This window comes from Streptomyces flaveolus (genome assembly GCF_000716535.1).
GTDB classification, from domain to species: domain Bacteria; phylum Actinomycetota; class Actinomycetes; order Streptomycetales; family Streptomycetaceae; genus Streptomyces; species Streptomyces flaveolus_A.
Map to the genome: position 1 here is coordinate 153,362 of NZ_JNWV01000017.1, position 26,907 is coordinate 180,268.

General features: G+C 69.1%; 26 protein-coding genes, 1 tRNA gene and 5 pseudogenes. 22 read left to right on the top strand and 10 right to left on the bottom strand.

Annotated features, from left to right (window positions below; genetic code table 11):
• The first annotated feature begins 90 nt into the window (after window positions 1–90).
• A tRNA-Gly gene (locus tag OO52_RS19815) sits at window positions 91–163 on the top strand.
• A gap of 358 nt (window positions 164–521) precedes the next feature.
• Window positions 522–1,226, top strand: a complete 705-nt coding sequence (locus tag OO52_RS19820) for a chloramphenicol phosphotransferase CPT family protein (protein ID WP_078877035.1) — start codon at window positions 522–524, stop codon at window positions 1,224–1,226.
• 1,007 nt (window positions 1,227–2,233) lie between these two features.
• On the opposite strand, the gene OO52_RS19830 is transcribed toward OO52_RS19820, so the two are convergent.
• Both OO52_RS19830 and OO52_RS19835 read right to left on the bottom strand, forming a co-directional pair.
• Complete coding sequence (locus OO52_RS19830; RefSeq protein ID WP_234339796.1) at window positions 2,234–2,821, bottom strand: SMI1/KNR4 family protein; 588 nt, start codon at window positions 2,819–2,821, stop codon at window positions 2,234–2,236.
• Window positions 2,822–2,966: 145 nt separating this feature from the next.
• A complete protein-coding gene (locus OO52_RS19835) occupies window positions 2,967–3,491 on the bottom strand; it encodes an AAA family ATPase (protein ID WP_030647982.1) in 525 nt (174 codons plus the stop codon).
• 402 nt (window positions 3,492–3,893) lie between these two features.
• Between OO52_RS19835 and OO52_RS47515 the strand changes: the two genes are divergently transcribed.
• The 4 genes and pseudogenes from OO52_RS47515 to OO52_RS19865 all read left to right on the top strand — a co-directional run bounded on the left by OO52_RS47515 (window position 3,894) and on the right by OO52_RS19865 (window position 8,711).
• Window positions 3,894–5,813, top strand: coding sequence for a lamin tail domain-containing protein (locus tag OO52_RS47515; RefSeq protein WP_234339797.1), 1,920 nt, complete (start codon window positions 3,894–3,896; stop codon window positions 5,811–5,813).
• A gap of 736 nt (window positions 5,814–6,549) precedes the next feature.
• On the top strand, window positions 6,550–7,359 hold the full coding sequence (locus OO52_RS19855; protein WP_234337911.1) for a leucine-rich repeat domain-containing protein: 810 nt from the start codon (window positions 6,550–6,552) through the stop codon (window positions 7,357–7,359).
• A gap of 386 nt (window positions 7,360–7,745) precedes the next feature.
• A pseudogene (locus OO52_RS54595) lies at window positions 7,746–7,850 on the top strand (telomere-protecting terminal protein Tpg); the annotation flags it as partial.
• 66 nt (window positions 7,851–7,916) lie between these two features.
• The gene (locus OO52_RS19865) at window positions 7,917–8,711 is read left to right on the top strand and encodes an alpha/beta fold hydrolase (protein ID WP_030647990.1); all 795 of its coding nucleotides are present in this window, start codon (window positions 7,917–7,919) and stop codon (window positions 8,709–8,711) included.
• Between the two features lie 444 nt (window positions 8,712–9,155).
• Here OO52_RS19865 and OO52_RS54600 read toward each other — a convergent pair whose 3' ends face one another.
• Window positions 9,156–9,284: an endonuclease domain-containing protein gene (locus OO52_RS54600; protein WP_158712531.1), complete on the bottom strand. Its 129-nt coding sequence runs from the start codon at window positions 9,282–9,284 to the stop codon at window positions 9,156–9,158.
• Window positions 9,285–9,555: 271 nt separating this feature from the next.
• On the bottom strand, window positions 9,556–9,885 hold the full coding sequence (locus OO52_RS19875) for a thiamine pyrophosphate-binding protein (protein ID WP_030647994.1): 330 nt from the start codon (window positions 9,883–9,885) through the stop codon (window positions 9,556–9,558).
• A 369-nt stretch (window positions 9,886–10,254) separates the two neighbouring features.
• Between OO52_RS19875 and OO52_RS19880 the strand changes: the two genes are divergently transcribed.
• The gene (locus OO52_RS19880; protein ID WP_030647996.1) at window positions 10,255–10,713 is read left to right on the top strand and encodes a hypothetical protein; all 459 of its coding nucleotides are present in this window, start codon (window positions 10,255–10,257) and stop codon (window positions 10,711–10,713) included.
• Between the two features lie 60 nt (window positions 10,714–10,773).
• On the top strand, window positions 10,774–11,865 hold the full coding sequence (locus tag OO52_RS19885; RefSeq protein ID WP_037629636.1) for an IS630 family transposase: 1,092 nt from the start codon (window positions 10,774–10,776) through the stop codon (window positions 11,863–11,865).
• Here OO52_RS19885 and OO52_RS54605 read toward each other — a convergent pair.
• Window positions 11,862–12,278 (bottom strand): alcohol dehydrogenase catalytic domain-containing protein, encoded by a 417-nt coding sequence (locus OO52_RS54605; protein WP_078877041.1) that lies wholly within the window; start codon window positions 12,276–12,278, stop codon window positions 11,862–11,864. The two genes, OO52_RS19885 and OO52_RS54605, sit on opposite strands and share 4 nt — an antisense overlap.
• 175 nt (window positions 12,279–12,453) lie before the next feature.
• Window positions 12,454–12,810, bottom strand: coding sequence for a hypothetical protein (locus tag OO52_RS19890; protein ID WP_030648000.1), 357 nt, complete (start codon window positions 12,808–12,810; stop codon window positions 12,454–12,456).
• Window positions 12,811–13,201: 391 nt separating this feature from the next.
• Here OO52_RS19890 and OO52_RS19895 point away from each other — a divergent pair, with 391 nt between their 5' ends.
• The 5 genes from OO52_RS19895 to OO52_RS49775 all read left to right on the top strand — a co-directional run bounded on the left by OO52_RS19895 (window position 13,202) and on the right by OO52_RS49775 (window position 17,398).
• Window positions 13,202–13,732 carry an RNA polymerase sigma factor gene (locus tag OO52_RS19895; RefSeq protein WP_030648002.1) on the top strand — a complete coding sequence of 177 codons (531 nt, stop codon included), beginning with the start codon at window positions 13,202–13,204 and terminating at the stop codon, window positions 13,730–13,732.
• Window positions 13,729–14,553 (top strand): hypothetical protein, encoded by an 825-nt coding sequence (locus OO52_RS19900; RefSeq protein ID WP_051818659.1) that lies wholly within the window; start codon window positions 13,729–13,731, stop codon window positions 14,551–14,553. Before OO52_RS19895 ends, OO52_RS19900 begins: the two co-directional genes overlap by 4 nt.
• A 52-nt stretch (window positions 14,554–14,605) precedes the next feature.
• Window positions 14,606–15,412: an ATP-binding cassette domain-containing protein gene (locus tag OO52_RS19905; protein ID WP_030648010.1), complete on the top strand. Its 807-nt coding sequence runs from the start codon at window positions 14,606–14,608 to the stop codon at window positions 15,410–15,412.
• Window positions 15,413–15,488: 76 nt separating this feature from the next.
• Window positions 15,489–16,808, top strand: a complete 1,320-nt coding sequence (locus OO52_RS19910) for a hypothetical protein (RefSeq protein ID WP_030648013.1) — start codon at window positions 15,489–15,491, stop codon at window positions 16,806–16,808.
• Window positions 16,805–17,398 carry a hypothetical protein gene (locus tag OO52_RS49775; RefSeq protein WP_030648016.1) on the top strand — a complete coding sequence of 198 codons (594 nt, stop codon included), beginning with the start codon at window positions 16,805–16,807 and terminating at the stop codon, window positions 17,396–17,398. Before OO52_RS19910 ends, OO52_RS49775 begins: the two co-directional genes overlap by 4 nt.
• 485 nt (window positions 17,399–17,883) lie before the next feature.
• On the opposite strand, the gene OO52_RS19920 is transcribed toward OO52_RS49775, so the two are convergent.
• Window positions 17,884–19,023 carry an alkene reductase gene (locus OO52_RS19920; protein WP_030648019.1) on the bottom strand — a complete coding sequence of 380 codons (1,140 nt, stop codon included), beginning with the start codon at window positions 19,021–19,023 and terminating at the stop codon, window positions 17,884–17,886.
• Between the two features lie 61 nt (window positions 19,024–19,084).
• Here OO52_RS19920 and OO52_RS19925 point away from each other — a divergent pair, with 61 nt between their 5' ends.
• On the top strand, window positions 19,085–19,444 hold the full coding sequence (locus tag OO52_RS19925; protein WP_030648020.1) for a MerR family transcriptional regulator: 360 nt from the start codon (window positions 19,085–19,087) through the stop codon (window positions 19,442–19,444).
• A gap of 239 nt (window positions 19,445–19,683) precedes the next feature.
• Here the strand turns inward: OO52_RS19925 and OO52_RS53990 are convergent.
• Window positions 19,684–19,914 (bottom strand): annotated as a pseudogene (locus tag OO52_RS53990) (SpoIIE family protein phosphatase); the annotation flags it as partial.
• A 382-nt stretch (window positions 19,915–20,296) separates the two neighbouring features.
• Between OO52_RS53990 and OO52_RS19940 the strand changes: the two are divergent.
• Window positions 20,297–21,061, top strand: coding sequence for an alpha/beta hydrolase (locus OO52_RS19940; RefSeq protein WP_030648029.1), 765 nt, complete (start codon window positions 20,297–20,299; stop codon window positions 21,059–21,061).
• Between the two features lie 206 nt (window positions 21,062–21,267).
• On the opposite strand, the gene OO52_RS19945 is transcribed toward OO52_RS19940, so the two are convergent.
• Window positions 21,268–21,969: an SMI1/KNR4 family protein gene (locus OO52_RS19945; RefSeq protein ID WP_158712532.1), complete on the bottom strand. Its 702-nt coding sequence runs from the start codon at window positions 21,967–21,969 to the stop codon at window positions 21,268–21,270.
• Between the two features lie 41 nt (window positions 21,970–22,010).
• On the opposite strand from OO52_RS19945, the pseudogene OO52_RS47545 reads away from it, so the two are divergent.
• From OO52_RS47545 to OO52_RS19955, 3 genes and pseudogenes are all read left to right on the top strand, one after another.
• Window positions 22,011–22,229 (top strand): annotated as a pseudogene (locus OO52_RS47545) (transposase); the annotation flags it as partial.
• Between the two features lie 174 nt (window positions 22,230–22,403).
• Window positions 22,404–22,877 (top strand): carboxymuconolactone decarboxylase family protein, encoded by a 474-nt coding sequence (locus OO52_RS19950; RefSeq protein ID WP_030648035.1) that lies wholly within the window; start codon window positions 22,404–22,406, stop codon window positions 22,875–22,877.
• A gap of 152 nt (window positions 22,878–23,029) precedes the next feature.
• Window positions 23,030–23,953 (top strand): RNA polymerase sigma-70 factor, encoded by a 924-nt coding sequence (locus OO52_RS19955; RefSeq protein ID WP_030648039.1) that lies wholly within the window; start codon window positions 23,030–23,032, stop codon window positions 23,951–23,953.
• A gap of 69 nt (window positions 23,954–24,022) precedes the next feature.
• On the opposite strand, the pseudogene OO52_RS47550 reads toward OO52_RS19955, so the two are convergent.
• Window positions 24,023–24,166: pseudogene (locus tag OO52_RS47550) on the bottom strand (transposase); the annotation flags it as partial.
• A 255-nt stretch (window positions 24,167–24,421) separates the two neighbouring features.
• Between OO52_RS47550 and OO52_RS19960 the strand changes: the two are divergent.
• The 4 genes and pseudogenes from OO52_RS19960 to OO52_RS19975 form a co-directional block, all read left to right on the top strand.
• Window positions 24,422–25,099, top strand: coding sequence for an alpha/beta fold hydrolase (locus OO52_RS19960; protein WP_234337912.1), 678 nt, complete (start codon window positions 24,422–24,424; stop codon window positions 25,097–25,099).
• Between the two features lie 266 nt (window positions 25,100–25,365).
• A pseudogene (locus OO52_RS47555) lies at window positions 25,366–25,593 on the top strand (DnaB-like helicase C-terminal domain-containing protein); the annotation flags it as partial.
• Window positions 25,594–25,853: 260 nt separating this feature from the next.
• Complete coding sequence (locus tag OO52_RS19970) at window positions 25,854–26,036, top strand: hypothetical protein (protein ID WP_199819973.1); 183 nt, start codon at window positions 25,854–25,856, stop codon at window positions 26,034–26,036.
• Window positions 26,037–26,406: 370 nt separating this feature from the next.
• The coding region (locus OO52_RS19975; RefSeq protein WP_078877054.1) for a DUF1062 domain-containing protein at window positions 26,407–26,907 on the top strand (501 nt) is incomplete at its 3' end.

The window sequence follows — 26,907 nt, forward strand, 5'->3', positions numbered from 1 at the left end:
GTGCTTCACGAACCCTGAAGTTTCGGCCGACGGCCTGAGTGAAGTACACTTGATCTAGAACTGGTCGCCCAACAGGCGGCGCCCGGTGATGCGTTGGTGGTCCAAGGAAAGACGCCCCGCTTCCTGCGGGGAGATGCAGGTGCAAGGCCTGCCCGGCGCTCCACGAAAAGGTCCCCGGCCTCGAACAGGCCGGGGACCTTTCGCATGCCCGGGACCCGCCCCGCGCGCCCGGCACCTGCCCGAGGTCACGGCAACTCCGCCCATACGGGCGTGCGGCCGCCGAGGGCGCGGGACTGTGCTGCCGGCCGGGCCCGTTGCTTCCCCCGTGGTGACCGGCCGCCCGCACCGCTCGGCGGGCTTCCGACGACTGCCGCACCGGGCGGGCCGCGAGGCCCTTCGTCACCTACGACCCCGGCTTCGCCACTCACCCGATCAGGAAGCCCTGTTCGGCCCGGACGAGGCCTGACGATGTCCACGGGCGACAATGAGCACACGTCACCGGTGACAGCGAAGGAGCCCGAATGCCGGCAGCCTGGGACAACGATGCCCCGGAGTCGCCCGAACACGGTGCCGACCCCGCTCCGGCCCGCAACGGGCTGATCATCTTCCTGAACGGAACGTCCAGCTCGGGCAAGTCCAGTATCGCCAAAGAGCTGTTGCGGATCCTGGACGAGCCGTACTTTCACATGCCGGTGGACGCCTTCCACGCGATGCGAACCCGTCGAGACGTCGGTCCGGAACGGTTGCCCGAGGTGCTGCGGCGCACGTGGATGGGATTCCACCGGGCGGTCGCCGGTATGGCCATGGCCGGCAACAACGTGGTGGTCGACCATGTGCTGAGCGAGGAATGGCGTCTGCTGGACTGTCTGAGGCTCTTCAACGCCAGAGACGTCGTCCTCGTCGGAGTGCGCTGTTCGCCGGAGGAACTCGCACGGCGTGAACAGGCACGCGGCGACCGTCCGGTGGGTCTCGCGGCCCACCAGTTCCAGCGAGTCCACGCGCACGGCCTGTACGACGTGGAGTGCGACACCACCACGGCCGGCGCCGCGGACTGCGCCCGGCGGATCAGCGCCTTCCTGCCGCGACGACCGCTTCCCACCGCGTTCGAGCAGCTCCGAACGAAACTGTGCCCCGAACTGCCGGGCGCCGGTGCGGAGAACGGGGCGCCCTCATGGGCACGCGCATCACAGGACCAACGACCGGCTGACCCGGACGGAATCGCCTGACCTGCCGCCCGGCACCACGACCGTGCGTGTCGCGCCACTGGCTCGGAGGCATGCCGTACGCGGTGCCGGAAGGCCCCGGCTGAAGTGGGCGGCGAAGGCCGCGTTGGAGCGGCTCGACACGTCCGCCGGAGCGCGCGAGGTCCAACTGGTCCGCGTTCACCTGGCGTTCGCCCGCGTGGTCCCCGCGGACGACGAGGAGGCGGAAGAGCTCCGCGACCCTTTCGCCGCCCTCGGTGCGGAGTCCTGGTGCGACAGGGCCCGCCAGGTCGCTGAACGGCATGCCCGGTGCGCACCGAGTGCCTGGCGGGGAGCCCCCCGCCAACCGTGTCGAGCACGGGGGAGGTTGGCGGCATGACCGAGTGCGAGCGGCGGGGCTCTCTGCCGCCCGCCAAGCCCCATGTCGGCTTCCGGAACAAGGTTTTGCTCGACCGGTCTGCTGCTCAGTTGCCGCCGGGGCGACCGGGCCGAGGCTGCTAGCCGCTTCTACCTCTGCCCTTTCAGTCCTGAACGAAAGCAGAGGTCAGGGCTGTCCCTCCGGGAAGGCAGGGTCTGAAGGGGCTGTGTTCTTCGAAAAGGTGAGGCCATGCCGTCGGGCAGTTAGGGCTCGGAGGCAGCAGGTGCTGGTGCCGGGCTGACGTCAGACGCCGCCGGGCAAGAGCGTGAGCAACCGGCGCTCCCCGACCACCAAATGGCTGTGCTGGGACGCGCCCGACCCTGCCCGCTGGGTGGTCGAGCGGTCCCTGGCCCGGGTCATGCACGCCCGCAGACGCGTACGCGACTGCGAATGGCTCATCCAGCACTCGGAGTCGCTGATTACCTGGGCAGCCATCACGCTCATGACCAATAGGGCGGTGACGGTCACCACCGCCACCCAGAAGCCGCCCGATTCCTGGGGCCTGGGCCCGATCGTCCCATCGCCACCGGAAGACCGTCATCGGACCACCGTGCGAGTCACCGGATCTCCGCCTGGCCAGGCAGAACGCGTTACACCCCCAGGATGCGAACCATCATCGTCGACGACCCGCGCCCGGCCCGGGTGCGTAGAGCTCGGACCGACCCGCAGAGCGGCTTTCCGCCACGCGCCAGTGTACGAAGCGCGGTACGGGCCGGAACTCTACGCCGTACGAGTCGAGTTCGCCCAGGAGAAGCTTGCGCAAGAACTCGACCATGCCACAACGGAAGATCGTGAAAGGCTCCAACAGCATCTGGCGGTCAAAAATCAGGACGGGCCACTGGTCAGGGTCCGAGCCGGTGGTCAGCCAGCACAGGATGTCGGCTCCGGAAGTGTTGCCCCAGGCGAGGATGTGCTCCGGTTCAATGTCGAGACCTTCTTGCCCTCCCAGATCCTCCCAGGTGGCACGGGCATTCTCCGTTTCCTCCTGAAGGTCACCGTGGGGCCACAGGGGGGACTCCGTGGGAAGCGGCGCGTCTATGCCGACCTCGCCGATCGAGCGCTGCGAACCGATCGATCCAACGCCGTACACGGACATGAAAGCCATGTAGTCCCGCGGGAACCTGGTGCCCCACCGCGCCTCGGCCGCCTGCCAATCGATGTGCTCGTCCGCGCCGAGGTCCGGCGGCAGAACCTGCCGCAACGCTGCTATCCCCGTTGGGTCTTCCACAGTGTTCCCGCCCTTCGATCAAGTCGGCGAGAGTCTAGAGGGGAGGACCGACAACGCCGTGCCGGCGCTGGGATCGGATACAGGCGCCTACCGGGCGGCACCAAGGTTGGCCGGACAGTCACGCGAGCGATGGCCACCGGTCGGCGGCCCACTCCAGCCATCCTGACCACCCGGGAGGCGGACCTCCCACCTCATGTCCGTCGAGTTCCGCGGTGTCGGGCTCCTCGAACAGCGTCCTCCAGTGCAAGAGGTCCGTCTCGCTCATCACGAAGGTCTGATCAGGGGTGATCGACTGGCGATGGGCGATCCGAACACGTTGGGTCTCATGGTCGACCGGCACGTACACGAGTTGACAGGACGCGCCCGCAGACGTCACCAACCAGCGGATCGCGGACCTCTCGTCACGAGACCAGCATCCGAAATCCAGGACCACGTTCGTTCCCAGCTTCAGCGCCTCAAGACCCAGCCAGAGCAGCCGTCCTTCCAGCACATCGCGCTTCCCGGCCGGCTGCGGATCGCCGAACAGCGGGAGCATCCACTCATCAGGCGTCAGCCGCAGCGCGTTGTGTTCCTCGGCCAGCTGTCGAGCTCTCGTGGTCTTTCCGGCCCCGGGCAGGCCGACCGTCAGGAACAACGTCGTCACGCCCAGATCTTGTCACGAAGGCCAAGTGATCACGGCTCGAACCGAAGGCGGATCGAAGCCACGGTGACGGTGCCGTGGAAGACGCGGGCGCGCTTGTCGAAATCTCGTGGCCACGGCCCGGGAGCACTCTCGAATACCGACACTCCACCAGTGCCCCGACCCCGGCGACGACCCGGCCGCAGTCGTGGCGCGTTCCGCTGGCCGCGTGGGCCAGGCCGGTGCTTCTGACTCCATTCGGCAGGACTGTCGCGATTGTGTGGCGGCGATGTGGCCTGGCGTTCTGGTGGTCAGCAGGTGGCATTCAGTCGAAGTACACGCTGTTTCAACGTCGTTTCACCAGAGTTCCGCCTCGTGCCTACTTCACACTCACGCGTCGGCGTCGCCTCGGTATGTGCCGCGGCTTTGACGTTCTCAGGACTCGTTGTCACCGGGCTGCTTGCCGCTCAGCCCGCGGCTGCCGCCGACCCGGCCGGCTACCAGAACGTTCGCATCAACGAGGTCACCTCCTCGAACAATGACACCGTGGAGCTGTACAACTCCGGCTCCACCGCGGTGAGCCTCAGCGGCTGGAAGATGTCCGACGACAGCTTCTCGCCGCAGTCGTTCACCCCGTCCGCCACCACGATCACTGCCGGGGGGTTCGTCACCTTCAACTCGCCCAAGGGGCTCGGCGACTCGGACAAGTTGGTGATCTACACGGCCGGCGGCGCTGTGGTCGACCGCGTTGAGTGGACCACCGACAAGGCGAAACCGGCGATGGCACGCTGCGGGGGCGACGGCACCGGCGCGTGGGTGACCGCGACCACCGCAACCACGTTCGGCGCCGCGAACGCCTCGGTCTGCCCGCCGTCGATCCCGTCGGCGAGCCAGGTGCGGATCAACGAGGTCACCTCCGACGGCTCGGACACCGTGGAGCTGTACAACGGCGGAACGAGCGCGGTCAGCATCGGGTCGTGGAAGTACGTCGACAACGACACCAGTCACTCCCCGGTCTCGATCTCGTCCTCCTCTCCGAGCGCGACGAGCATCCCTGCGCGCGGCTATGTCACGTTCAACTCCGCCCTCGGTTTGGGTGACAACGACTCGCTCTTCCTCCTCGACAGCAACGGCACCACCATCGACTCGGTGACCTGGGCCACCGACGGCGCCAAGCCGTCCGATGAGCGCTGCACGAACGGCACCGGCTGGTTCCAGACCTCCACGACCGCGACGCTCGGCAGCGCCAACTCCTGCTCCGGCGCTGGTGGTGGCGGCGGTCAGACCGGCCATCTGCTGGGCGGCGGGGGGTCGTTGACCAGCGGCTGCACCCCTGAGGCGCCCTCCGGCACGAGCGCGACTCCGCCGGGGACGTCGGCGTGGCCGGGCGGGCTGGACGTCACGATCACGGACAATGTCTGCGCGTTCACCACGTCCACCGGCCCGGAGGGCCGCGACGTGAGCGGGCTGGCGTTCGACCCGGCGAACCCGTCGGTGCTGTGGGCCGCGAAGAACAAGAACTGGCTGTACAAGCTGGTCAAGAGCAACGGCAAGTGGGTCCCGGACCCGTCGTGGAGTGCGACCGGCAAACAGATCCGCTTCGCGGGCGGTTCGGGCCAGCCGGACTCCGAGGGAGTGACGGTCGGCGGCAACGGCCACATCTACGTGACGTCCGAGCGCGACAACGCCAACAACACGGTCCCCAAGGACACGATCATGGAGTTCGACCCGGCCGCGACCGGATCAACGCTGACGCCGGTCCACCAGTGGGACATGACCTCGCAGTTCCCCCAGCTCAACACCGGCAGCAAGGATGACGCCAACCTGGGCTTCGAGGGCGTCGGGTTCGTGCCCGACAGCTGGCTGACCGCGAACGGCTGGATCGACCCGCTCACCCACGCCGCCTACGACCCGGCCGACTACCCGCTCCACGGGTCCGGCCTGTTCTTCGCCGGTCTGGAGTGGGACGGCACGCTGCACGTCTACGGCCTGAACTCCGACGGCACGTTCACCACGTTCGGCACCGTCGCGACCGGCAAGGCGTCCGTGATGGACGTGATGTTCGACGCCGGAACCCAGCGCATCGTCGCGACCTGCGACAACACCTGCGGCGAGACGCACACTTTCATGAAGGTCAACACCGCCGGCGCGATCGTTCCCGATGTGACCTACACGAACCCGGCCGTCATGCCGATCAACAACCTGGAGGGCTTCGCCATCGCGCCCACGTCGACCTGCGTCAACGGCTTCCGCGAAGCGGTCTGGAGCGATGACGGCATCTACGGCTTCGGCTCCGGAAGCTCCTCCTACGGACACGCCCTCTACAGCGGCGCTTTCCCCTGCTGATGTCCCCTGACCGCCAAGGGAGGGCTCACGCACGATGCCGTCCTCCAGACGATGCCGGGCCTGCACCGAAAGGGCTCCGGGCTCGTAGGCAATGAGGAAGCTCCCAGCAGTCGGTGTCATGACCGCCTACCGACTGCTGGGAGCTTCGCCGTACTCGTCTCCCGGCCCGCTCGTCGACCAGCTCCCGGATCGCTCCTTTTCCGCAGGCCAGCGCCGGGTTCCATGGGACATGGCTCTGTGTCACCGGCAACGCGACCAGACCGAGCGGCGCGTCCGCGCGGCCATCGACCGGGTGCTGGCGGGGCAGATCCCGCCGGCGGCGCCAGCGACGTCAAGACGCCAGCCCGCGAGGCGGGAATCTCCCGCGCCTCCCTCTACCGGACCTGGAGCCACCTCAAGGGCGAGTTCGAGAAGCGGAGGGCAGCCGTCTGGGCAGCTGGCCAGCAACCCGACCAACGCGAGGTCCGCATCGCCCGACTGCGGGACCTCAACCAGCCGCTCACCCAGCTCGAGGAGCGTCATCGGCTCCTCCTGTCTGTCTCCTGTCTGTCCTGGCCGCCAAGGACGATGAGCTCCAGCGGCTCCGCTGCGAGTCTCGGACGTGGACCAGGGTGACGACGCTGCTGGTGTCGTCACCCTGCCGCGCCGCTGATGTCACACCACGGTGACCGGCAAGATCGAGCCCCACAGACGACGTGATGGCCTGGGGTCTGCGGCACCCTCGTATCTTTGCGCCATGACGAGCGGGAGAGAGTCGCAGCCTTACGTGAACCGCTGGGGTGACACGTCGGATCCGGCCCCGGAGCGACGCGGGATCCGCCAGGACGCTTGCGCGTGTTTCGATCAGTCCCGGCCGCATCCGCGAGCCCGGGTCGGATTTCACACCGAGCGCCAGGACACGTCCGCTCCGGGCTGGCTGCGTCTGCTGGAGCTGATTGACGAAGCCGCGGCCGACGGGCGCGAGGAATTCCGCCCTCTCGTGGAGCTCAGCCCGGAGGAACGGCGGCAGATCGTCACCCTGCCTCCCAGCATCGCGCGGCTGACCATGGTCAAGCACCTTGTGCTCTACGGCAGCAACCTGGTCCGGATTCCGCCCGAGATCGGGGCCATGACGAGCCTGGAGGAGTTCACGCCCTACACCTCTTACCGGTTGCACTGGTTTCCTTACGAACTCACCCGGTGCGAGAAGCTGTCCCGCAGCACGGTGAGTACACGCGCACTGTTCGGCAACTACAAGCTACGACCGCCTTTTCCCCGCCTGCAGCCTGACCTGGACTCCGTCACGGAGCTCGCCCTGGAAGACCTCGATCCCAGACGTTGGGGCACCACAGCCATCCACAGATGCAGCGTCTGCGACCGTCCGATCGAACAGGCTGGGCTCCAACAGATGTGGATTTCACTGCGCGTTGCCACTGACGTTTTGCCCCTACTGGTGAACGCCTGCTCATCGGCTTGCGTCGCCGCACTGCCCAGCGGTGCGCAGGACTACATCCCCACGCCGCACAAGGGGGGCCGAGTCGACCAGCCGCCGTCCGATGGGGACTGACCAAGCGGGCGCCGGACGTCCTGTAGCGATCACCCCGAGAGACGCACTCCGGGCCGAAGCTGATACATCGGATGGGACGCACTGACCGCGACACGAGGGAAGGTGGACACGGCCTTCAGCGCGTTGACCCAGTAGTCCCCGAACTTGCTGCCGCTGCGGGTCAGTCCGAGCAGAGCGGCGAAGGTGGCGGTCGATGCGTTGCGCGTTCGTCGTGCGAGGCGGGACCTTGTCCGCCGGTGGTGCGGGACCGGGCTGTCCGGTCCTGTGCACTGCCCCAGCCCGGACGCCGGGACTCGGGCGGCAGAAGGAGCCGTCGGAACGGTGATCAGCGCCGTACGACGGGCCGGTGCGGGTCGCGGTGGCTGGAAGGTGACCTTGTCGCCGCGGCGGCGCAGGCGCCGGGCCAGGAGGTGCGCCAGGACAACTGCCGCGCCGGCCAGCTGGAGGAAGTCCGCTTCACGGACATCGAGCACCTCGAGTTCGACCTGTAGCAATGTGAACAGGCGTCTTAAACAAACGTATTGAACAACCGTATAGATCCGGAGTACGGTGAAGTCATGGACGCCAACGACATCAAGCACTCCGAACTCACCATCGCCGGCCGAACCCTGTCCTACGTGGACTTCGGCGGGCCCGGTCGCCCGCTGCTCGCCCTGCACGGCCACATGTCGGACGGGATGTCCTACGCCGACCTCGCCGCACGCATCGCTCCCGACTGGCGGGTCATAGCGCCCGACCAGCGCGGCCACGGCACCTCCGATCGGGCGGCCGACTACAGCCGGGAGGGCTATCTCGCCGATCTCGAAGCCCTCTTGGACCACCTGAACCTGGACCAGGCCGTCCTCCTCGGCCACTCGCTCGGCGCGATCAACGCCTACCAGTTCGCCGCCCGTCATCCCGACCGTGTCACCGCGCTCATCAACGCCGAAGGCTGCGCCGAGCTCGGACTGGACGGCAGCAACCCGCTGGCCTTCGTCCTGAACATGCCCAGCGGCACCGCTGCCACCAAAGAGGCGTTCGTGGCACAGTTGGGCCCCTTCGCCGCGCACTTCGAATCCGCCGTCCGCCAGCGGCCGGACGGCACCTGGGGCCTGCACTTCCAACCCAGGGACATGTACGACTCCGAGGACCAGGTGCACGGCAACCACTGGGCCGACTGGACCGCCACCAACTGCCCGGCATTGCTGGTGCGCGGCACCGACGGGGGTGTACTGCCTGCCGAACAGGCGCAGCAGATGGTCGACCGCCGCCCCGGCACTCGCCTGGTCGAGCTGAAGACGGACCACTTCGTGTACGCCAACGACCCGACCGGCTTCGCGGACGCGGTCCGGGACTTCCTGGCCACGGTCTGACACCCCTCCACGGCACGCCCGCGGCTGAGTGCCTCAGTTGGCGCATCCCGCCCTGAAGCACTCGGTCTCACCCGGACCGATGGGGTCCGGGGCTCGTTCGCGCATTCGCGGAGAGTCGGATGGTCATGCACGCGAAGCCGTGTGCAACGACGCCGCCGGGCGCCGGTCCCTCCGTACCCGGGGCCGCGCCGGGAGAAGGCCGGCCTTCCCGTGCGGCGAGGGTCGCGTCGACGAAGGCCCGCACGAGCGCCGTCACCTCGGACGCGGTGACGTCCTCCGTCCAGTTGCCGGTCGTGTGCCAGACGCCGCATCGCAGCTGGAAGCGGTGGACACCGTGGGTGTGCTCCGTCTCGCGGGCGTACGGCTGTCGGCGGCATCGGCCGTGCCGCCCTGTCTGCTCCAGGCGCGTGCGGACCACGTCCAGCTGGAAGCGACGCGGCAGGGTCAGAGCGGTCCTCGGACATGGCCATGTTCGTGGCAGTGATCCCACGCGGACTCTTGGCTCGCTTTGCACAGTCGGCACAGATGGTCGTCGGCCCGCGTGCCGCGCCGGCGGAGCCTGTCGTACTGCACGCCGTCCAGGTGGCCGGTATAGGCCTGGAAGGCGGCCTCGGAGCACGGCAGGGCCGCTGTGTATGGTCGGCGGCTGCCCGCTCTCCCGCAGGGCGGCGGACCGCCTGATCACCTTGGCGAGCGGCGTGCCCCGCTCCGGCCTGGTGAGGTGCTCGTAGTCCGGTCGAGCACGGCATCGCCCATCTCAAGAACTGGCGGGACCTCGCCTGCCACCTGGCCCTCCCGAGCACGTCAGTGACACCGTCCCAGCCATCGCCGCCCTCCTGTCCCCTCAGTGAACTGGGGACCTGCTTCCGGCACCACAGAGGTGAACACCGGGACCTACCGCAGCTCTCGACGTCTCACCGCCTACCGTGCACGAGCTGGTCAGAGGGGGCAGGGCCCTACTCTGTTTCCTGGCCGCCCCCGGACCAACGGAGTTGGCCTGCGCGTAGGCGTCGGCCATACCGATCGCGGCGCCTTCCTGCAACGCGAGGTAGTAGGGGATGTCGGGGGGCAGCCCCGTCAGGAAGGACAGCTCGTTGGAGCCCGGGTTGCCGAACACCGCGCTCACTCCGTGCTGTCGGAGGATGCTGTAGAAGGCTTCGCTCACCGTGGTCACACGAGTACTCCCTCGCCTCTTCCGCCGCCTGTGCCGCGCACCTCAGCGTTCCCGTGGACGACGGGGTGGGCACGGTGGCGCGGTCCGATCGGGTGGCGCGCTCGGGGCCGAGTGCTCCGGTGCTCATCGGCCGTTGATGCCTGGACCGCGGTCATGGCCAGGTACGACACCTCGCGGGATGCGACCGTGCGCCGGCTGCCGGCCGAGCGTGTCTTCGTCGACGGTGAACGCTGACCTCGGATGCAAGGCCGCTGGTCACCCCCTGAAGGTGCGGGGATCGTGCCATGAACCGGTCTCATGAGTGACCGTTCGCTGTCACCCGTCTGGCTGCATTCGTGGACAGGCAGAGTCTCCGTCACCCGCACAGCGATGACAGGCCACTTCGAGCGTCGGCACGGCTTCCCTCCTGGCACCAACGAGGTCCGGTCGGCCGACCGCGACGATCAAGCTGCGGCTCACGCGCTCGCCCAAGCGGCTCTCATACCGACTGACCTGGTCACCTTCTACGACAGCGTCGGTGACGTCACGTGGGCGGACGTAGGCAACGGCTACTTCCTCGATCCGGCAAGTGACGTCCTTCTGCGACTCCACGAGTACGGCGCTGTCGACGTCGGCGCGAACCAGAAGGGCCCTGGTCTGGTCATCGGCTCGAACGGCGGCGGCCTGTTCTACGTCGCGAGCCCTGATGGGTCGGTTCATCGGACACGGACGGCGTCGCTGGACGAGCCGGAGCTCGACAAGGTAGCCGATGACCTACGGCAGTTTCTGACACTGCTGGAGCAATCCCTGACGCGGGCCGTCGCCGACGGAGCGCCAAAGTCTCTGTAGGTCAGCCCGCGGCGTCCTTTCTGCTAGTGACCTGAGTCAGAGGTTCGTCGTTGGTTTGGTGTGAATCGTCGTGGACCGAAGATCCCACCGTTGTCGGTAACGGACGCCCAGCGGGCTGTACTTGAGGGGTGGGTGCGTCGTCGGTCGACGGCTCAGGCTCTGGCCTTGCGGTCCCGTATCGTCCTCGAGTGTGCCCAGGGGCATTCGATCATGGAGGTGTCACGGCGGCTGCAGGTTGCTCCGGACACGGTCCGCACCTGGCGAAGGCGCTTCCTCGACCGCGGTCTGGAGGGCCTGTCCGACGAGCCCAGGCCAGGTGTCCCGAGGAAAATCACCGATGCCGACGTAGAACGCGTCATCGTCAAGACACTGGAGGAGAAACCGCCGAACGCCACACACTGGTCCACCCGCTCGATGGCCGCGGCGACAGGTATGTCCCAGTCGGCCGTCTCCAGGATCTGGCGTGCCTTTGCCCTGGCCCCGCACCGCTCCGAGACGTTCAAACTGTCCACGGACCCGTTGTTCATCGACAAGGTCCGCGATGTGGTCGGTCTCTACCTCGACCCGCCGGAGAAGGCCCTGGTGCTGTGCGTGGACGAGAAGTCGCAGATCCAGGCCCTGGACCATTCACAGCCGGTGCTGCCGATGATGCCCGGGGTCCCTGAACGCCGCAGCCACGACTACGTCCGCGCCGGCACCACCACCCTCTTCGCGGCCCTGGAAGTGGCCAGCGGCAAAGTGATTGGCTCACTGCACCGCCGGCACCGGGCCACCGAGTTCAAGAAGTTCCTGACCAAGCTCGACAAGGAGGTGCCCGCAGACCTCGACGTGCATCTGATCCTGGACAACTACGCCACACACAAGACACCCGCCATCAAGAAGTGGCTGCTGGCACACCCCCGCTTCCACCTGCACTTCACACCTACCGGCTCATCGTGGCTGAACCTGGTGGAGCGATGGTTCGGCGAACTGACCAGCAAGAAGCTCCGCCGCGGTGTCCACCGCTCCGTCCAAGCGCTCGAGCGCGACATCCGAGCCTGGCTCGCCGACTGGAACGAACACCCCAGACCCTTCGTCTGGACGAAGACCGCCGACGAGATCCTCGACAAAGTCGCCGCCTACTGCCGACGAATCTCTGACTCAGGTCACTAGCTGTTGCAAGAGGGGGAGGAACGGCGAGCACCCGAGGGCTCATTCCCTCGCTCCGGCCCGGGCCTGCGCCGATGCTGCCGACCAGCGCTGGATCGTGGACTGCGGCATGGGCTGCGCACCCTGGAGCCTAGGTTGGCGAAAAAGTGAAACCGTGGACGCGGTCCTGACCGACCCCGCCCGACGCCGGGACCGATCTCCTCCACGATGCCCGTGGCCTCGTGGCCGCCGCCCATGGGCAGCGGAACCGGCCAGTCACCGGTGAGCATGTGCAGTTCCGAGTGACACAGGCCGGTCGCCTCGACCTTGATCAGTACCTCTCCCCGTTTGGGTTTCGTCAGATCCAGCTCGACGACCTCGAACTCCGCGGCCGTCCCGGGGGCTTGGCAGAGGGCGGCCGCAGGTGGGGCGGGCACCGGTCCAGCACCTCAGCAGGTCCTGAAGAACGTCGAGGACCTGGTAGCGCACGCGCCACCGCCTCGATCGCGTGCGGCGCGTCGGAGGGTGGCAACGTGCGCAGCGAACAGGTCGCGGGCGGCCGCGATGATCCGCTGGTGGTTGCGCAGTGCGTCAGCGCGCATGGGTTTGCTCTCAGCCGACGTCGAAGCCGGTCTCGTCGGCCCGCTGGAAGCGACCGTCCTCGGACAGCGTCGCGAAGACGTAGATCTCCCGATCGACGAGCGTCCCGTCGATGAGCTTCATCGTGTAGCGGTGCCGCTCCGCGTAGTGCGAGCCTTCGTACACCTCGTCGAGGACGGTCACCGAACCCTCCACGACCCGGCTGCGTATGCCGGCCACCATGTTCGCGAAGCCGGCACGGTCAAGCTGGTGGCCGTCGCTGCGGTGGACGTAATCGGGGGCGTAGTACGTGTCCAGCACTTCGTCCAGCTCACGGCTGGACTCGAACGCGACCTCCCGGACGGCGTCGCTGATCCGCACCTGCGTCATAGGGCTTCCCTCCGGTATCTACCTGACCTCGCCTATCTACCTGACCTCGCGATCAGTGGATTTCCACAGCACTGGACTTGAGAGTCCGGTACGCGGCGTCGCAGCCCCCGGGCAGAGCCCCACGCGGCTGTGCCGCGGGTCGCGTGAAGCCGGCCTGCACGGAGATCGGTGAAGGGTCACCGGAGATCAGTCACCGCATCTCCCGCCGCGGCTCGTCCTCCTTCTCGGCAAGCCGGCCGGCCCGCGGGACGGACAACCCCAGGTCGATCCCGGCCCGTTGCACGAGGCTGCGTACGGGATCGCCCATGTTGTGGCGTGGATCACATGGCTGGGGAAATCCTGCGGCTTCCCTGTCCCGTCAGACCAGGACGTGAGACGTTCACCGGCCTCGATGACCGAGGCGCAGTTGGTCCGGCGGATCTCCCGGGGGGACACCGCGGCCTTCGACGAACTGTACCGGCGCAGTGCCCCGTGGCTGACGGCCCGGCTGCGTCGACGCTGCGCGGACGACGAGATGGTCGCCGAGGTACTGCAGGAGACGTACCTGGCGGTGTGGCGGGCGGCCGGGTCCTTCGCCGACAGCATGCGCGGTGAGGAAGCCGGCGGCTGGCTGTGGACGATCGCCGCACGGCGGCTGGTGGACGCGTACCGGGTACGCGGCCGGCATCGCACCCCGCCTCCGGCGGCCGCCACCGCCGACCTGACGCCTTCGGTCGAGGACGAAGTCGTGAACGCCGAGGTGGGCGGCGATCTGGGCGCGGCACTCAGCCGGCTGGCGCCCGAGCTGCACCAGGTCCTGACCGCGATGGTTCTCGACGGGCTGACGGTCCGGGAGACCGCCGTGCTGCTGAGAATCCCCGAGGGCACGGTCAAAACCCGTGCCCGCCGCGCACGACTCGACTTGCGGAAGGCCCTGTCATGACGGCGCACATTCCCCGCGAACTGCTGACGGACTACGTGCTGAACCCCCACACCCAGGCCGCTCCCGGCGCCGGGGCGCAATGGACGCTGGAGGCCCATGTGGAGCGGTGCGCCGTCTGCCAGGCCGTAGTGAGGGAGGTGTCCCTCACTCGGTGCCCGGCTGACTCCGAGCTGATCGCACAGGTGGGTGACCGCCTGTCGGCCGCGCTCGTGCCGGTGGCCCGTCGGCGAGGGCGACGGGTCCGCGCCGCGCTGACCCGGTGGGCGGCGCCGACCCTCGGGCCGTGGACGGCGGCGGTCGTACTCGTCGTCCTCACCGCCCTGATCCTGTCATCGGCCGTTGCCCGCACCCCCCTGCCGCTGCTGCTGGCTCCGCTGATGCCGTTGCTGGGCGTGGCGCTGAGTTGGGGCCCGTACGCCGACCCGGCGCACGAACTGATCGCGACCACCGCCCGGTCGGGGCTCGGCCTGCTCCTGAGGCGGACCCTGGCCGTCCTCACCCTCGTGATCCCCGCCCTGGCGGCCGTCGGCGGTCTCGCCGGGGGCTCGCCCGCCCTGGTCCTGCTGCCGGCCCTCGCGCTGGTCTGCGCCTGTCTGGCGTTGGGCGGCGTGGTGGGAGTCTCGCGTGCCGCTGCCCTGCTGAGTACGGGATGGGCCCTTCTCGTCATCGTTCCAGCCCTCGGCGACACCACGCCCCCGCCCTTGCTGCGGGAGTCCGCCACCCCGGCGTGGGGGGCCGCCACCGTGCTGCTGAGCGGCGCCGTGGTCCTGTGCCGCAGCGCCCATCTGCACCCCGGCGAGGCCCGCACCCGCCGTCACTGAACCCGCCCGCCTCGATCCGCACCCCTCCACTTGCGCCGCCAGGAGCCGAGACATGCCCAGGAACATCACCGCGAGCGAGATCGCCCCCACCCGCTACGCCCATCACATCCGCGCACACGCGCTGACCGTCCGGCGCGGTCGCCGCACCGCGGTCGACGGCGTCGACCTGAACCTGGGCCCCGGTGTGCACGGCCTGCTCGGTCCCAACGGGGCGGGCAAAACAACGCTGATCCGTACCCTCGCCACCGTGCTCACCCCGCACAGCGGCGAGTTGGAACTCCTGGGCAGCACCGGCCGCGACCGCCGTGACCTGCGCGCACTGCGCCGCCGCCTGGGCTACCTCCCGCAGGCCTTCGGGCACTACCGGCGTTTCACGGTACGGGAGTTCGTCGAGTACATGGCCTGGCTCAAGGAGGTGCCCCGGCACAGGACCGCCGACGCGGTGCAGTACGCCATCGACCGAGTCGACCTGACCAGCCGGGCCGACGACCGCATGGGGTCCCTGTCCGGAGGCATGCTGCGCCGGGCCGGCATCGCCCAGGCGATCGTCAACGACCCCGACATCCTGCTGCTCGACGAGCCCACCGTCGGCCTTGACCCCGCCCAGCGCATGGAGTTCCGCGACCTGCTGCGCGACATCGGCGCACACTCCTGCGTGCTGGTCTCCACCCACCTGGTCGAGGACGTCGGAGCCGCCTGCGCCAGTGTCGTGCTGATGGACGAAGGACACACCGTCTTCGCCGGCCACATCGACCGGCTCCGGGCCGCCGGCACCGAACTCGACCCGGGCGACAGCGAGATCGAGCGCGGCTACTCCGCGCTGCTGCGCCTTCACCGGTCGGGCAGGGCCGGGGCGTAGCGCCGCGGCACGACCATCCGCCACCGATCACCGCACGACACCCCCCGTCCTTCTCCCCCGCCCACTGGAGGCTGCGATGTTCCGCATGGTGCGCCTGGAGGCCAAGCGCTCGCTCGCCCTGCCCCTGCTCCTCGTGCTGGCCGCACTGACCCGCGTCGTTCTGTGGATGGACGTCCAGCAATGGGCGGCCAGTTGGCCAGCCCTGGTCCACTCGGCGCGCGGGGCCGCCTGGCTCGTGCTCCCGGTGGCGTTCGCCGCCGCGATCTGGCACGGCGGCCGGGAGCGGCGCGCCGACGTCCGCGAACTGTTCGCCGCCACACCACGGCCGGTCCCGGTCCGGCTGACACCCGCCTTCCTGGTGATCACCGGCACGGTGGCGGCAGCGCCGGCCGCGGTGACCGCCTGGGCCGTGGTGCTGGTCACCGGGCACGCGACATACGACGACGGGCAGTGGCCGCTCGGCCTCGCCGTGGGACTGCTCGCCACGGTCGCCGTCACCCTGCTCGGGCTGGGCACCGGACGCGTGGTGGCGGCGCCGGTCGCGGCACCGCTCGGCGCGGTACTGCTCTTCCTGATCCTGACGGTGAGCCAGGAACGGGACGGCAGGCAGAGCCATCCTCTGATCGACACCGTACTGCCCACGCTGCCCGTGACGGACGACTTCCACCGGGTGCTGCCCTCGCTGTCGGCGGCCCAGGGGATCTGGTTCACCGCCCTGGGCGTCACCGGCGTACTGCTGGCCGTCGCGGCCGGACCGCGTGACCGCCTGCTGGCCCTGGCACCCGCCGTGGCCGGGGCGGCCGTCGGAACACTGCTGGCGCCGTCGGGCGCGGTCGTGCCCGCCCCGCAGGCCACGGCCCTGGTGTGCGCACCGGCGGATCACCGGATCTGCGTCACCAAGGTGCACGCCCGCACCTTGCCCGACCTCGTGGCTCCCGCCCGGAAGGTGCTCGACGCCTACGCCAAGGTGCCCGACGGCCCGCGCCGGGTGCAGGAGGACCCGGTCAGCTCCACGCTCGACGACCGCACACCCGGGGATCCCGCCAAGCATCCCGGCACGGTCCGGGTCGAGCTTCCCTACCGCACCCGGGAAGGCGGCATCCGCTGGGACGACACCACGCTCCTCGCCCTCGTGGCCCAGACCGCCACCGTCGACCTGAGCTGCGCCACCACGGAGCGGCAACTCACCCGTGCCGGCGACGCGTCGGACGCGATCACCGCACTGCTCCTGGGTACCACCACGGACGGGCTGAGTCCCGCGGCCCGCAGGGCGTACGACACTTTGCGCGCGCTGCCTCCCCACATGCGCTACCAGCGGATCGGCGAGGCCCGAAAGGCCGGGCTGAGCTGCGCGGACCCGCTGTCCGTCATCACGGGCCAGGGAGCGGGTCGATGACCCCGGATCTCCGCGGCGTCATGCTGCACCTGCGCAGCCGGGCCGTCCCCGCCACCGTGGGGATCTTCCTGGCCGCGGCCGGCCTCACCTGGGCCGCATACCTGCTGGACGACCCGACGACAGCCCGGACCATCGCCCTGATCGCCGTCGTCCTGGGCGTGGCCCCCCTCGCCCGCACCCTCTGCGGACCCGACGAGGAACTGGAACGCGGCACACCCGCCCCCTGGCGACTGATCCGGGCACTCCACCTCACGTCGCTCGGCGGCACCCTCCTCGTCCTGCTCACCGCCGCCCACCTGATCGCCGGCCGGCGGCACTCCGTCGTCTCCTTCGGCACTCTCGCACAAGCCGTGGCGGCGCTCACCGCGTTGACCGCCCTGGCCGCAGTGTTCGTCGGCGCCCACGCCGCTTGGGTCCCCTCCCTCGGCTGGGCCCTGGCCATGGTCGCGGCAGGACCCCGCGCCTCCGTCGGCGGCCAAGCCCTGACCTGGATGGTTCAGGATCCCGGAACCGTCACCTCCACGACCGTGGCCGTACTGCTGACCGTTGCCGGCGGCGTAGCCTACGCCCGCTGCGGAAGCCATCGGTGAACAGACCGCACCGCACCCGGCGACACCCGCCTCAAGCGCCTGCTCCGCCAACTCCGTCCGGACCGTAGCCGTCTTCGGCGACGACTCCGGTGAACCGGGCTACACCGCGGGGGACACCTTCGCCGAACGCGCCAAGAACCAGCCTGGCGTTGGAACCTCGACTACGTCGAGACACCCTCCACCACGGCCGGTACTTCAAGCCCCAGCGCCTGCACGCGGACAACGCCTACGACCGTACTGATCTGCGTGGATGGCTACGCGGTAAGCGCATCGGAGTGCGCATCGCCCGCATGGGCATCGAGTCCAGCGAGCGATCAGGGCGGCGTCGCTGGGACATCGAGCGCACCATGTCGTGGCTGTCCGGCTACCGGCGGTTCAGCCCCCGCACCACCCGACCGCGAGCTGCGGCGGGGACGCTCGGTCGGTGCGGGCTTCGCCGTGGCGGTACGGGTGCTGGGCGCGGCGGAGGACGTGGCCCGCGATCTTCAGGCGCCCCGTGCCCCGTCCAACGCCACGGTCGAGGGGCTGGACGGCGGCTTCGCCTGATCCGCCAGGGTGGGGTAGTCGTTGTAGCCGGCGGCCCCGCCCACGTACATGAAGTACCGGTCCCGGACCGGGTTGAGCGGTGCTCCGAGGCGGAGCCGGGTAACCAGGTCCGGGTTGGCGAGGAAGGGCCGGCCGAGCGCCACCAGGTCGGCGCCGGCCGCCAGCATCTCCCGCGTGGCCCGGGTGACGGCCTGCGTGGACAGGCTGGTCAGGTCCGGGTTGCCGATCAGCATGCCGGGCCAGTCGGCGCGGATCCGCCGGTACCAGCCGGTCGCCGGGTCGGAGCGCACCAGGTGCAGATAGGCGAGGTCCAGCCCCTTCAGGTGGTCCAGGAGCGTGGCGTAGAGGCCGTCGGTGTCCTCTTCCAGGACGCCGTTGACCGTGCTCGCGGGGGAGATACGGATGCCCACCCGGTCCGCGCCGATCGCGTCGGCCACCGCCTCGGTCACCTCCGCCGCGAACCGCACCCGCCGGTCGACCGAGCCGCCGTAGCCGTCGGTGCGGCGGTTGGTGTTGTCCGCGAGGAACTGGTGCAGCAGCATCCCGTTGGCCGAGTGCACTTCCACGCCCTCGAAGCCCGCGTCGACGGCCCGGCGTGCGGCGGCGGCGAAGTCGGCGATCGTGGCCCGGATGTCGTCCGTCGTCATCGCGCGCGGCACGGCGGCCTGCTGATGGCCCTGCGGTGTGAAGATCGTCTCCGACAGCGGGACGGGGGAGGGTGCGAGGGGCGTGAGGCCGGTGGTCGCCGGGTGGCTGACCCGGCCCCCGTGCTGGAGCTGCAGGAACATCCGCCCGCCGGCCGCCCGCACCGCATCGGTGACCCGCCGCCAGCCGGCGGCGTGCCGGTCGGTGTGGATCGCGGTGATGTCCGGGTACGTCTGTCCGGCCGGGTTGGGCGTCGAACCCTCGGCGATGATCAGCCCGGCAGAGGCCCGCTGAGCGTAGTGGGTGACCATCAGGTCCGTCGGGGTACCGTCGGCCTCCGCACGGTTCCGGGTCAGCGGGGCCATCACGAGGTGGTTGGAGAGGGCGAGCCGGCCGAGCCGGGCGGGGGCGAGGAAGTCCGTTGTCCGCGTCATGCCGGCACGGTAAAACTTGACACTGATGTGAGATTCAAGCCCTCTTCCGTCGGAGGCGGACATGCGGATCGGTGAACTGGCCCGGCTCACCGGCGTGAGCGAGCGGTCGCTGCGCTACTACGAGACCCAGGGGCTACTCACCGCCGAGCGCACCCCCGGTGGCCACCGCGACTACCCGGAGACGGCCGTCGACCGGGTCATCCGCATCCAGGAGCTGTACGCGGCCGGGTTGCACAGCGAGAAGATCCGGCAGTTGCTGCCCTGCATGCGCGACCGGGACGGCGGGCCCTCGGCGATCGCCACCCCCCGTCTGGTGCAGGACCTGAGCGCCGAGCGCGACCGGATCGACCGCATGATCGCCGATCTGCGCCGCTCCCGAGAGACCCTGGACGAGGTCATCCGCACGGCCCGGAACGCCTGACCGGCCGTACCCCCGACCGACTCGTACCGGGACGGCAGACCGGAACGGGCTGGTTGCGGGCGGGCGGCACAGTATGGCGTGTGCTGCTGCCCGCCCGGGAGTTGTCGGCCGGCGACCTCGGTGCGCGACGAGGTCCAGCAGTGGGTGGGCCAGCTCCGGGCTTGGCTGTGGGATGGCCACAGGCACATCACGGTGGCACCGTCGGCGAGCCGGCTCCCGGCAGCGTCCCGGACCGCGGACGTCAGTGTCAGGGCCGCCTCGCGCGGGTGAAGATCGCGAGTGCGCTCCAGCAGGGCCGGCAGGTCGACCGCCTCCCCATGACGTTCGAGCATGCCATCGGTCACCATGAGCAGACGGTCATCGGGGCGCAGGTCGAGGTCCCGAACTCGGCAGGGGTGGGGCACCGGCACGGGCAGCCGGAAGGGATGGTCCACCTGGCAGGTGATCGCTTCCACGACTCCCTCGCGCATGTGCAGTGGCCAGGGGCGGCCGGAATTGACGAACTGGCGCGACCGGTGTGGAGGTTGATGCGCGCCAGTCGCCCGGTGGCGTGGCCGTGGCCGTGATCGGCCAGGGCCCGGTCGGCCCGGTGGGCCTGCTCGGCCAGGCCGGCTCCCGCACGGCGGGCGCCGCGCAGGGCGTCCACCAGCACCGTGGCAGCCAGGACAAAACCACTGGGCGGGCTGATGATCAGTCTGATAGCTTTCAGTTGCCCGTGACGTCGCCCGAGGAGGTGAGACCCATGAACGCTGTATCTCTGTGGGTGCTCCCCCTTCCCGTCACGGTCGGGCGATTGACGTAGGTCTCGCCGGGAGCGCCTCGACAACAAGGCACTCCCGAAAGGCAACACCTGTGCACTCTCTGCGGTTCACTGCCGAAACGTCGTCGAACGGCGTGGTCGAGCGCGACTTCACCGTGGGCGATGTCCCCGGAGTCCTCTGGTCACCGGCTTCCGGCGCTGACCACGCGCCCCTGGTCCTGATGGGCCACGGCGGCGGCAACCACAAGAAGCACCCGGCGATGGCAGGCCGCGCGCGCCTCCTGGTGACCGGCTGCGGTTTCCACGTCGCCGTCATCGACGCGCCCGGTCACGGCGACCGGCCGCGCACGGCGCACGACGAAGCGGAGATCGCCGAGTTGTTCCGGGCGAGGGCGGCGGGCGAGCCGGAAGGCCCGATCGTCGTCCGCTACAACCACCACCTGGCGGAGCTCGCCGTGCCCGAGTACCAGGCGCTCCTGGACGCCCTCCAGGCGCTTCCGGAGATTGGCGGCGACGGGCCGGTCGGCTACTGGGGCATCAACATGGGCACCGCGATCGGCGTGCCGTTCGTGGCCGCCGAACCCCGAATCACGGCCGCCGTCTTCGGCCAGCACTGGCCGGACGCCCTGGCCGAGAAGGCGAAGCAGATCACCGTTCCGATCGAGTTCGACATGCAGTGGGACGACGAGCACATCTCTCGCGAGGAGGGTCTCGCGCTGTTCGATGCCTTCGCCTCGAAGGAGAAGTCGTTGCACGTGAACTCGGGCCGGCACAAGGAGCTGCCCCGGTTCGAGGCCGACAGCGCGGTCCGGTTCTTCGCCCGGCACCTCGGCGGAGCAGTCACCGCATCGGCCTGACGTGCGCGGTTGCGGCGTCCGGCTCGCCAGCCGGACGCCGCAACCGCGGCCCCGGGTCGAGGCTGCGTAACGCACGGCTACACGCAGATCCGGCTCGTCACGGGTGAACCGTGCACGCCGTCATCCGACGCAGCGACGGCCTTGCAGGGGCCTGCGGGACCATGGACGTCGCGTGCGTGGGGCGGGCCAGGGTCACCAAACCTTGCTCATCGAGCTGCCCTCTCGCGTTGCTCAAGCCACTCGAGGTACCAGCTGCGAAAGGTATGACGGTTTCCGTCTGCATCGCTGTACGGCTCGAAGGGCGGGTTGACCGCACAGTCCCGGTCGCGGAGTTCCCCGCGGTGTGGACCGACGACGATGAGCCAGCTGGTCATCCCGCATCCGTTGTCGCTGATGGGGATCGCACCCCGCCCGCGTTCCAGGAACCAGACATCGTCGCCGGCGTCGCCGAAGACCTTGCGGTAGTCGTCCAGGTAGTCGTCGTCTTCGTCACGAGTGGTGGGTTCGTACCCGGCGGCGCGAAGGGTCGTTATCTGCTGGTCGGCCCAGTCTTCCGTCTCGACGAACGGCCCACGGGGGTCCAGCAGCCAGGGATGGTCCTCGTCGTTCTCCCAGACCCAGCCCCACTTTCCGTCGATTCGGCGCAACGACGTCAGATGGAATGCCGGTCCGGGGCCGCCGGCTCCGACCTCCGCCAGAAACGTGCGGTACTCGTCGGGGAGGGCGACGCCGAACTGTGCTTCGATCTCGGCGATTCCGGCGGCGGTCAGGACGGGTTCGAACGTCGGGTACGGAGACGGCTCACGGCCACGGGCCCGGCACTCGGCCTCTTCCACGGCGATGACGCGTGCCCGAACTCCCGGCCACTGCGCGTGCGTGTTCACGGCTCTCCTATCGACGGCGAGCACGGACATTAGCCCCTGCCACCGACATCCGACCTCCGTCTCCGGCCGACCGCGCGTATTGCCCACGTGCCATCCGCAGCCACCTGCGGCGCCGGGGCATCCGTGCGGTCATCCCGCAGCCGTCCGACCAAGTCGGCCACCGCCTGCGGCGCGTCCGACTCGGCGGCCACCCGCCCGGTTTCGACAGCGAGGCGTACAAGCGGCGCAATGCCGTCGAGCGGTGCTTCAACCGCCTCAAGCAGTGGCGCGGCCTGGCCACACGGAACGTCTGCGCGTCGGCCGTCGTCGAGCCCTGAAAGTTCGGTGGACGGCGAGTCCTTCACCACCTGACGGGCGCCGACGCCGGGGAGACGCGGGTCACATTCATCCGTGTCACAGGGGGGCGGGCCACCTCGTCTCAAGGAGCGTAGCCACGGACGACCACAGAGGAGCACACCATGGACGCGCGACTGGACTATTTCACCAGCCCGACCGCCGGCAAGGCTCTGAAGCACTTCATGTCGGCGGGCAAGGCGCTCAAGGACTCGCCGCTGCCGGCCGCGACGCAGGAGCTGGTGGCGCTGCGTGTCAGCCAGATCAACGGCTGCGCCGCCTGCATCGACATGCACACCAAGGAGGCAGCCGCTGCCGGCGAGACCTCGGTGCGGCTGAACCTGGTCGCGGCGTGGCGGGAGGCCACGGTCTTCACCGAGGCCGAGCGTGCCGCGCTGGAGCTGGCGGAGGAAGGGACCCGGGTCGCGGATGCGGCCAGGGGCGTCAGTGACGAGGTGTGGGCGTACGCCGCCAAGCACTACGACGAGGATCAGCTCACCGCCCTGGTGGTCCTGGTCTCCTTCATGAACGCGGTCAACCGGCTGAACATCATCACCCAGCAGCCGGCCGGCGGCTACGAGCCCGGACAGTTCCACTGACCGGCATCAGCGACTGGCTCGGGGCCCGGCTGCGGGCTCCGGGCCCGGGCTCGGTGGCGTTGGTGTGACCACCGGTGGTCCGGGTGATCACAGAAGATGTCTACGCCGGCGAGTGCGGCTGGATGGGAAGGCGCACGGGGAGGGGTTTCGTCGTGAACAAGGTCGAGGAGTTCGAGGAGCTGCGGCCGCTGCTGTTCTCGATCGCCTACCGGATCCTGGGCAGCGTGGGTGAGGCCGAGGACGCGGTGCAGGAGACGTGGCTGCGCTTCGACGGCTCGGCGACCCAGGTCGCGTCGGCCAAGGCGTTTTTGTCGGCCACGGTGACGCGGATCTCGATCGACGTGCTGCGCTCCGCGCGAGTGAGGCGGGAGGAGTACGTGGGCCCGTGGTTCCCCGAGCCGCTGCTCAGCGATCCGTATCAGGATCCGGCGCGTTCGGCGGAGCTGGCCGACTCGGTGTCGATGGCGGCGCTGCTCCTCCTGGAGCGGCTCAGTCCTCTGGAACGGTCGGTGTTCGTCCTGCGTGAGGTGTTCGGCTTCGGGTTCGACGAGGTCGCCGCTGCGGTGGGGCGGTCGGAGGCGGCGTGCCGGCAGCTGCTGGTACGGGCACGGCGGCACATGCAGGCCGGGCGGCCACGGTTTGAAGCGGACCGTGAGGAGCGGCAGGAGCTGGCGACGCGGTTCTTCGACGCTCTGAAAGACGGTGACCTGGGCGGGCTGCAAGATTTGCTGGCCGCCGACGTCCAGCTGGTTGGGGATGGCGGCGGCAAGGCCCCGCAGCTTGCCAGGGCCGTCAGCGGCACCGAGAACGTGGCCCGGCTGCTCGCCTCCGTATTCCCCCTGATGGCCCGGATCGACGTGACATTCGAGCCGCATGAAATCAACGGGCAGCCGGGCGCGATCTTCCGCGACCGGGACGGCAAGGTGCTCCACATTCTCGCCCTCGAGGTGCTCGACGGGCAGATCCAGACCATTCGCTCAGTGATCAATCCCGACAAGCTCGGCCACCTGGGGCCGGTCGCCGACGCCTGGGCCGTTGACCGCGAGGTGAAGCAGGCCCGCGGGGAGATGAGGTGACCTCGGGACCGGCGTGGACCGACTCGTTCACCGGCAGCTCATGGCAGCGGCCAGGGGCGGCCGATTCGTTCATCCGGCGAGGTTGAGGTTGTGCAGGCGGGCGATGCCGCGCATCGCGTGTTGGACGCCGTCACTGCGGTGCCTGCAGTCGCGCAAGATCTTCCAGGTCCGCATGCGGGCGAAGACGTGCTCGACGCGGGCCCGGACTGGTTTGTCTTCAGGAGAAGGTGGCGAGTTCTGCGAACCGATCCCGCGCGTCGCGATCTCCGCGCGAACCTTTTGATCTTGCTCACGCAAAGGACTGTTTCTCAGAACTGCGTGGCATTGAAGGCCTATTGAGCTTCATCGCCGAAGTCGGCCGCTGCGTACGGACACGCCTCACGACTCGCTGCCGCCGGCCTTGAGCGTTGGCGGGGCGTGTGCTCACCGGCCGTACTCGTCGGGTTCTGCTTGACCTACGATGACGCGGTGAAGTTCGTGATGGTGCCGGGCGGTTGGCAAGGCGGCTGGGTGTTCGACTCGGTGGCTGCTGAGCTGCGCCGAGCCGGTCACGACGTCGAGGCGGTGACCCTGTCGGGGCTGGAATCGGACGGACCGGTCGATGTGGACCGTCCGCCGAACCTCGACACTCATATTGCCCAGGTGGCCGACATCATTGACCGTGGCGACGGAACGCCCGTCGCCTTGTGCGGGCACAGCTATGGCGGGATGGTGATCGCCGGTGTCGCGGATCGGCTCGGCGACCGCCTCGATCAGCTCGTCTTCATCGACGCCTATGTCCCGGACGACGGGGATTCGTGCTGGTCCTTGACCAGCGACAGCTTCCGGGAGTTGTTCATAGCTGGCGCACGCGCCGACGGTCGATGGGTCGCAGTCCCCGAAGGACTCGACCCTCGCGCGCGACCGCACCCACTGGCGAGCTTCGTCCAGTCGATCAGGCTGGAAGGCAATCGAAGCTGCGCGCTCAAACGAACGTTCATCAGTGGTGGCGCGTGGCCGGGTAGCCCGTTCGTGACCCTGACCGAACGGTTGCGCAACGACCCAGGCTGGTGGGTTCACGAGATCCCCGTCGGCCACAACATCGCCCGCCGAGACCCGCATAGCCTCGCTGCCGTTCTCGGCGCATTGCCGCCCGACTCCGCCTGACGCCCAGCCGCTCACTGCCCTGTGTCGCCGTCGTTCTCGAGGTGGCGGTCGCCGGGTCCCATCGGTCGGTGCTGCCGTCGCGGTCGTCCTCCGGGGTCACGGTGCCGTGCACCTGGTGCGGCGAGGTGTAGTGGACGAACCTCGGCGAGACGGCCGGTCGTTCACGCACTCTCACCCTCACCGCCGCCATCTGGCATAAGGACCCACCGGCAGCCGGTCATGCGCGCACTGACCGGCTACGACCACCGAATCCCTTGGAATCGGTCATCCAGCTCAACCGTGGGCCCTAGCAACGCCAGGACAAGCGGCCGGCGGTCAGCGACCTGCGCGACTCCGGCGCCCAGGAGCAGGACGCCGACGCAATCATCCTGCCGCACCGCGAGGACTACTACGAACCGGAGTCCGAGCGTTCCGGGGAGACCGACCGCATCCTCGCCAAGCACCGCAACGGGCCCACCATCACCGATGCCCATCAGTTCCACTGGACCCGCTGACAGGGCCAAGTGATCCGCAACCGGACAGACGCATCCGGTCAACTGGCCAACCCACCAAGAGGACTCCCTTCAGCCGGCTTCACGGTCCAGGACGCGGGCGCGCCACTTCGGCCTCTGCGGCCGGCGGGGACTGCCCATCCCGGCCCAGCATGGCCAATCGCTCCCGCGCCGGGCGCTCGACACGACCCCGAACCACCCAGGTGACCCCAGGTCACCGGGCCGACTCTTCCCGGACAGCCCCGTTGTGTGGCATCTATATCGTGGGCCTGGCCGACGAGGACGACACGACGGTCTGGGTGACCGAGGTCTGGAAGACCAGGGCTCATCACGATGCTTCGCCGGAGCTGCCCGAGGCGAAGGCGGCCATCGGTAAGGCCATGCCGAGGCTGACGGGGGAGTTCACCCGGCGGGAAGTGTCGGTCGCGGGCGGCCTCGGGCTCTGACGACCACCCGTCACCGCGCGCAGCACCCTTCGCTGGTGGGCGCGGACACCGCGGCAGCCGCACGTGAAAGACACGGCGTACAACTCCCGCCGTAACCGCCGCTCCCCGCGCAGGCGTCACATCTGGCACATCTTCCGAGCCGAAGAACCAGTGGGCCGATCCGCCGGACAGGACTTCGCGGTGAGGCGCTCGAAAACCAGTGGAGCAGCACCGCTGTGCGCCACTACCGTGCTGCCGAACCAAGTTGTCTGGGCAAGGACGGGCCGTTGTACACCCTGTGAGACCTCCCAAGCGCTGAATCGTCGCGCGTTGCGCATGTGCGCCGCGCTCCTTTTTGCTGCGGATTTCTCACTGAAACCGGTGTACTTCTGTGCTCACAAACTGGGTGGTCGTGCCCACCTGCCGGCCGCTCGTCCTCCGCCGCTGCCACGTGTGCGCGTCCGAGCGCTTCCGGACAAGCGGTAAGTTCCGGGTCAACGCACACCACAAGCTCATCGACGCCTGGCTCCTCGCGCTCTGCACCGCTTGCGGTGAAACTGCGAAACTCACGGTCCTGGAGCGGATGAACGTGCGCTCCGTGCGACCTGAGCTGCTGGACCGGTTGCATGACAACGACCCTGGACTGGCAGCTGAGTTGCTCCAGAATCCGGTCGTACGGCGCCGTAATCGCATCGCCCTCGACTGGGAGAACGCCTGGCGCCTCGACACCGGCGGATCGGATCACCCGGACCACGAGGTGATCGACGTCTCGGTCCGCTTCGCGGCGCGGGTTCCGGTCACGTCCGCTGGAGTGGTGTATCGACGGCCACTCGGTGATCTCGTTTTGAGGCTATGCGGTGAGTTCGGTGGGCAGGACGGTGTCGTCGGTTTC

What these genes read in the sequence shown, in the direction of transcription:
- OO52_RS19925 (WP_030648020.1), top strand. Translation starts at nt 19,085, where the DNA reads ATGCGGATCGGTGAACTGGCCCGGCTCACCGGCGTGAGCGAGCGGTCG.
- OO52_RS19900 (WP_051818659.1), top strand. Translation starts at nt 13,729, where the DNA reads ATGACGGCGCACATTCCCCGCGAACTGCTGACGGACTACGTGCTGAAC.
- OO52_RS19950 (WP_030648035.1), top strand. Translation starts at nt 22,404, where the DNA reads ATGGACGCGCGACTGGACTATTTCACCAGCCCGACCGCCGGCAAGGCT.
- OO52_RS19905 (WP_030648010.1), top strand. Translation starts at nt 14,606, where the DNA reads ATGCCCAGGAACATCACCGCGAGCGAGATCGCCCCCACCCGCTACGCC.
- OO52_RS19820 (WP_078877035.1), top strand. Translation starts at nt 522, where the DNA reads ATGCCGGCAGCCTGGGACAACGATGCCCCGGAGTCGCCCGAACACGGT.
- OO52_RS19855 (WP_234337911.1), top strand. Translation starts at nt 6,550, where the DNA reads ATGACGAGCGGGAGAGAGTCGCAGCCTTACGTGAACCGCTGGGGTGAC.
- OO52_RS19865 (WP_030647990.1), top strand. Translation starts at nt 7,917, where the DNA reads ATGGACGCCAACGACATCAAGCACTCCGAACTCACCATCGCCGGCCGA.
- OO52_RS49775 (WP_030648016.1), top strand. Translation starts at nt 16,805, where the DNA reads ATGACCCCGGATCTCCGCGGCGTCATGCTGCACCTGCGCAGCCGGGCC.
- OO52_RS19880 (WP_030647996.1), top strand. Translation starts at nt 10,255, where the DNA reads ATGACAGGCCACTTCGAGCGTCGGCACGGCTTCCCTCCTGGCACCAAC.
- OO52_RS19910 (WP_030648013.1), top strand. Translation starts at nt 15,489, where the DNA reads ATGTTCCGCATGGTGCGCCTGGAGGCCAAGCGCTCGCTCGCCCTGCCC.
- OO52_RS19920 (WP_030648019.1), bottom strand. Translation starts at nt 19,023, where the DNA reads ATGACGCGGACAACGGACTTCCTCGCCCCCGCCCGGCTCGGCCGGCTC.
- OO52_RS19890 (WP_030648000.1), bottom strand. Translation starts at nt 12,810, where the DNA reads ATGACGCAGGTGCGGATCAGCGACGCCGTCCGGGAGGTCGCGTTCGAG.
- OO52_RS19895 (WP_030648002.1), top strand. Translation starts at nt 13,202, where the DNA reads ATGACCGAGGCGCAGTTGGTCCGGCGGATCTCCCGGGGGGACACCGCG.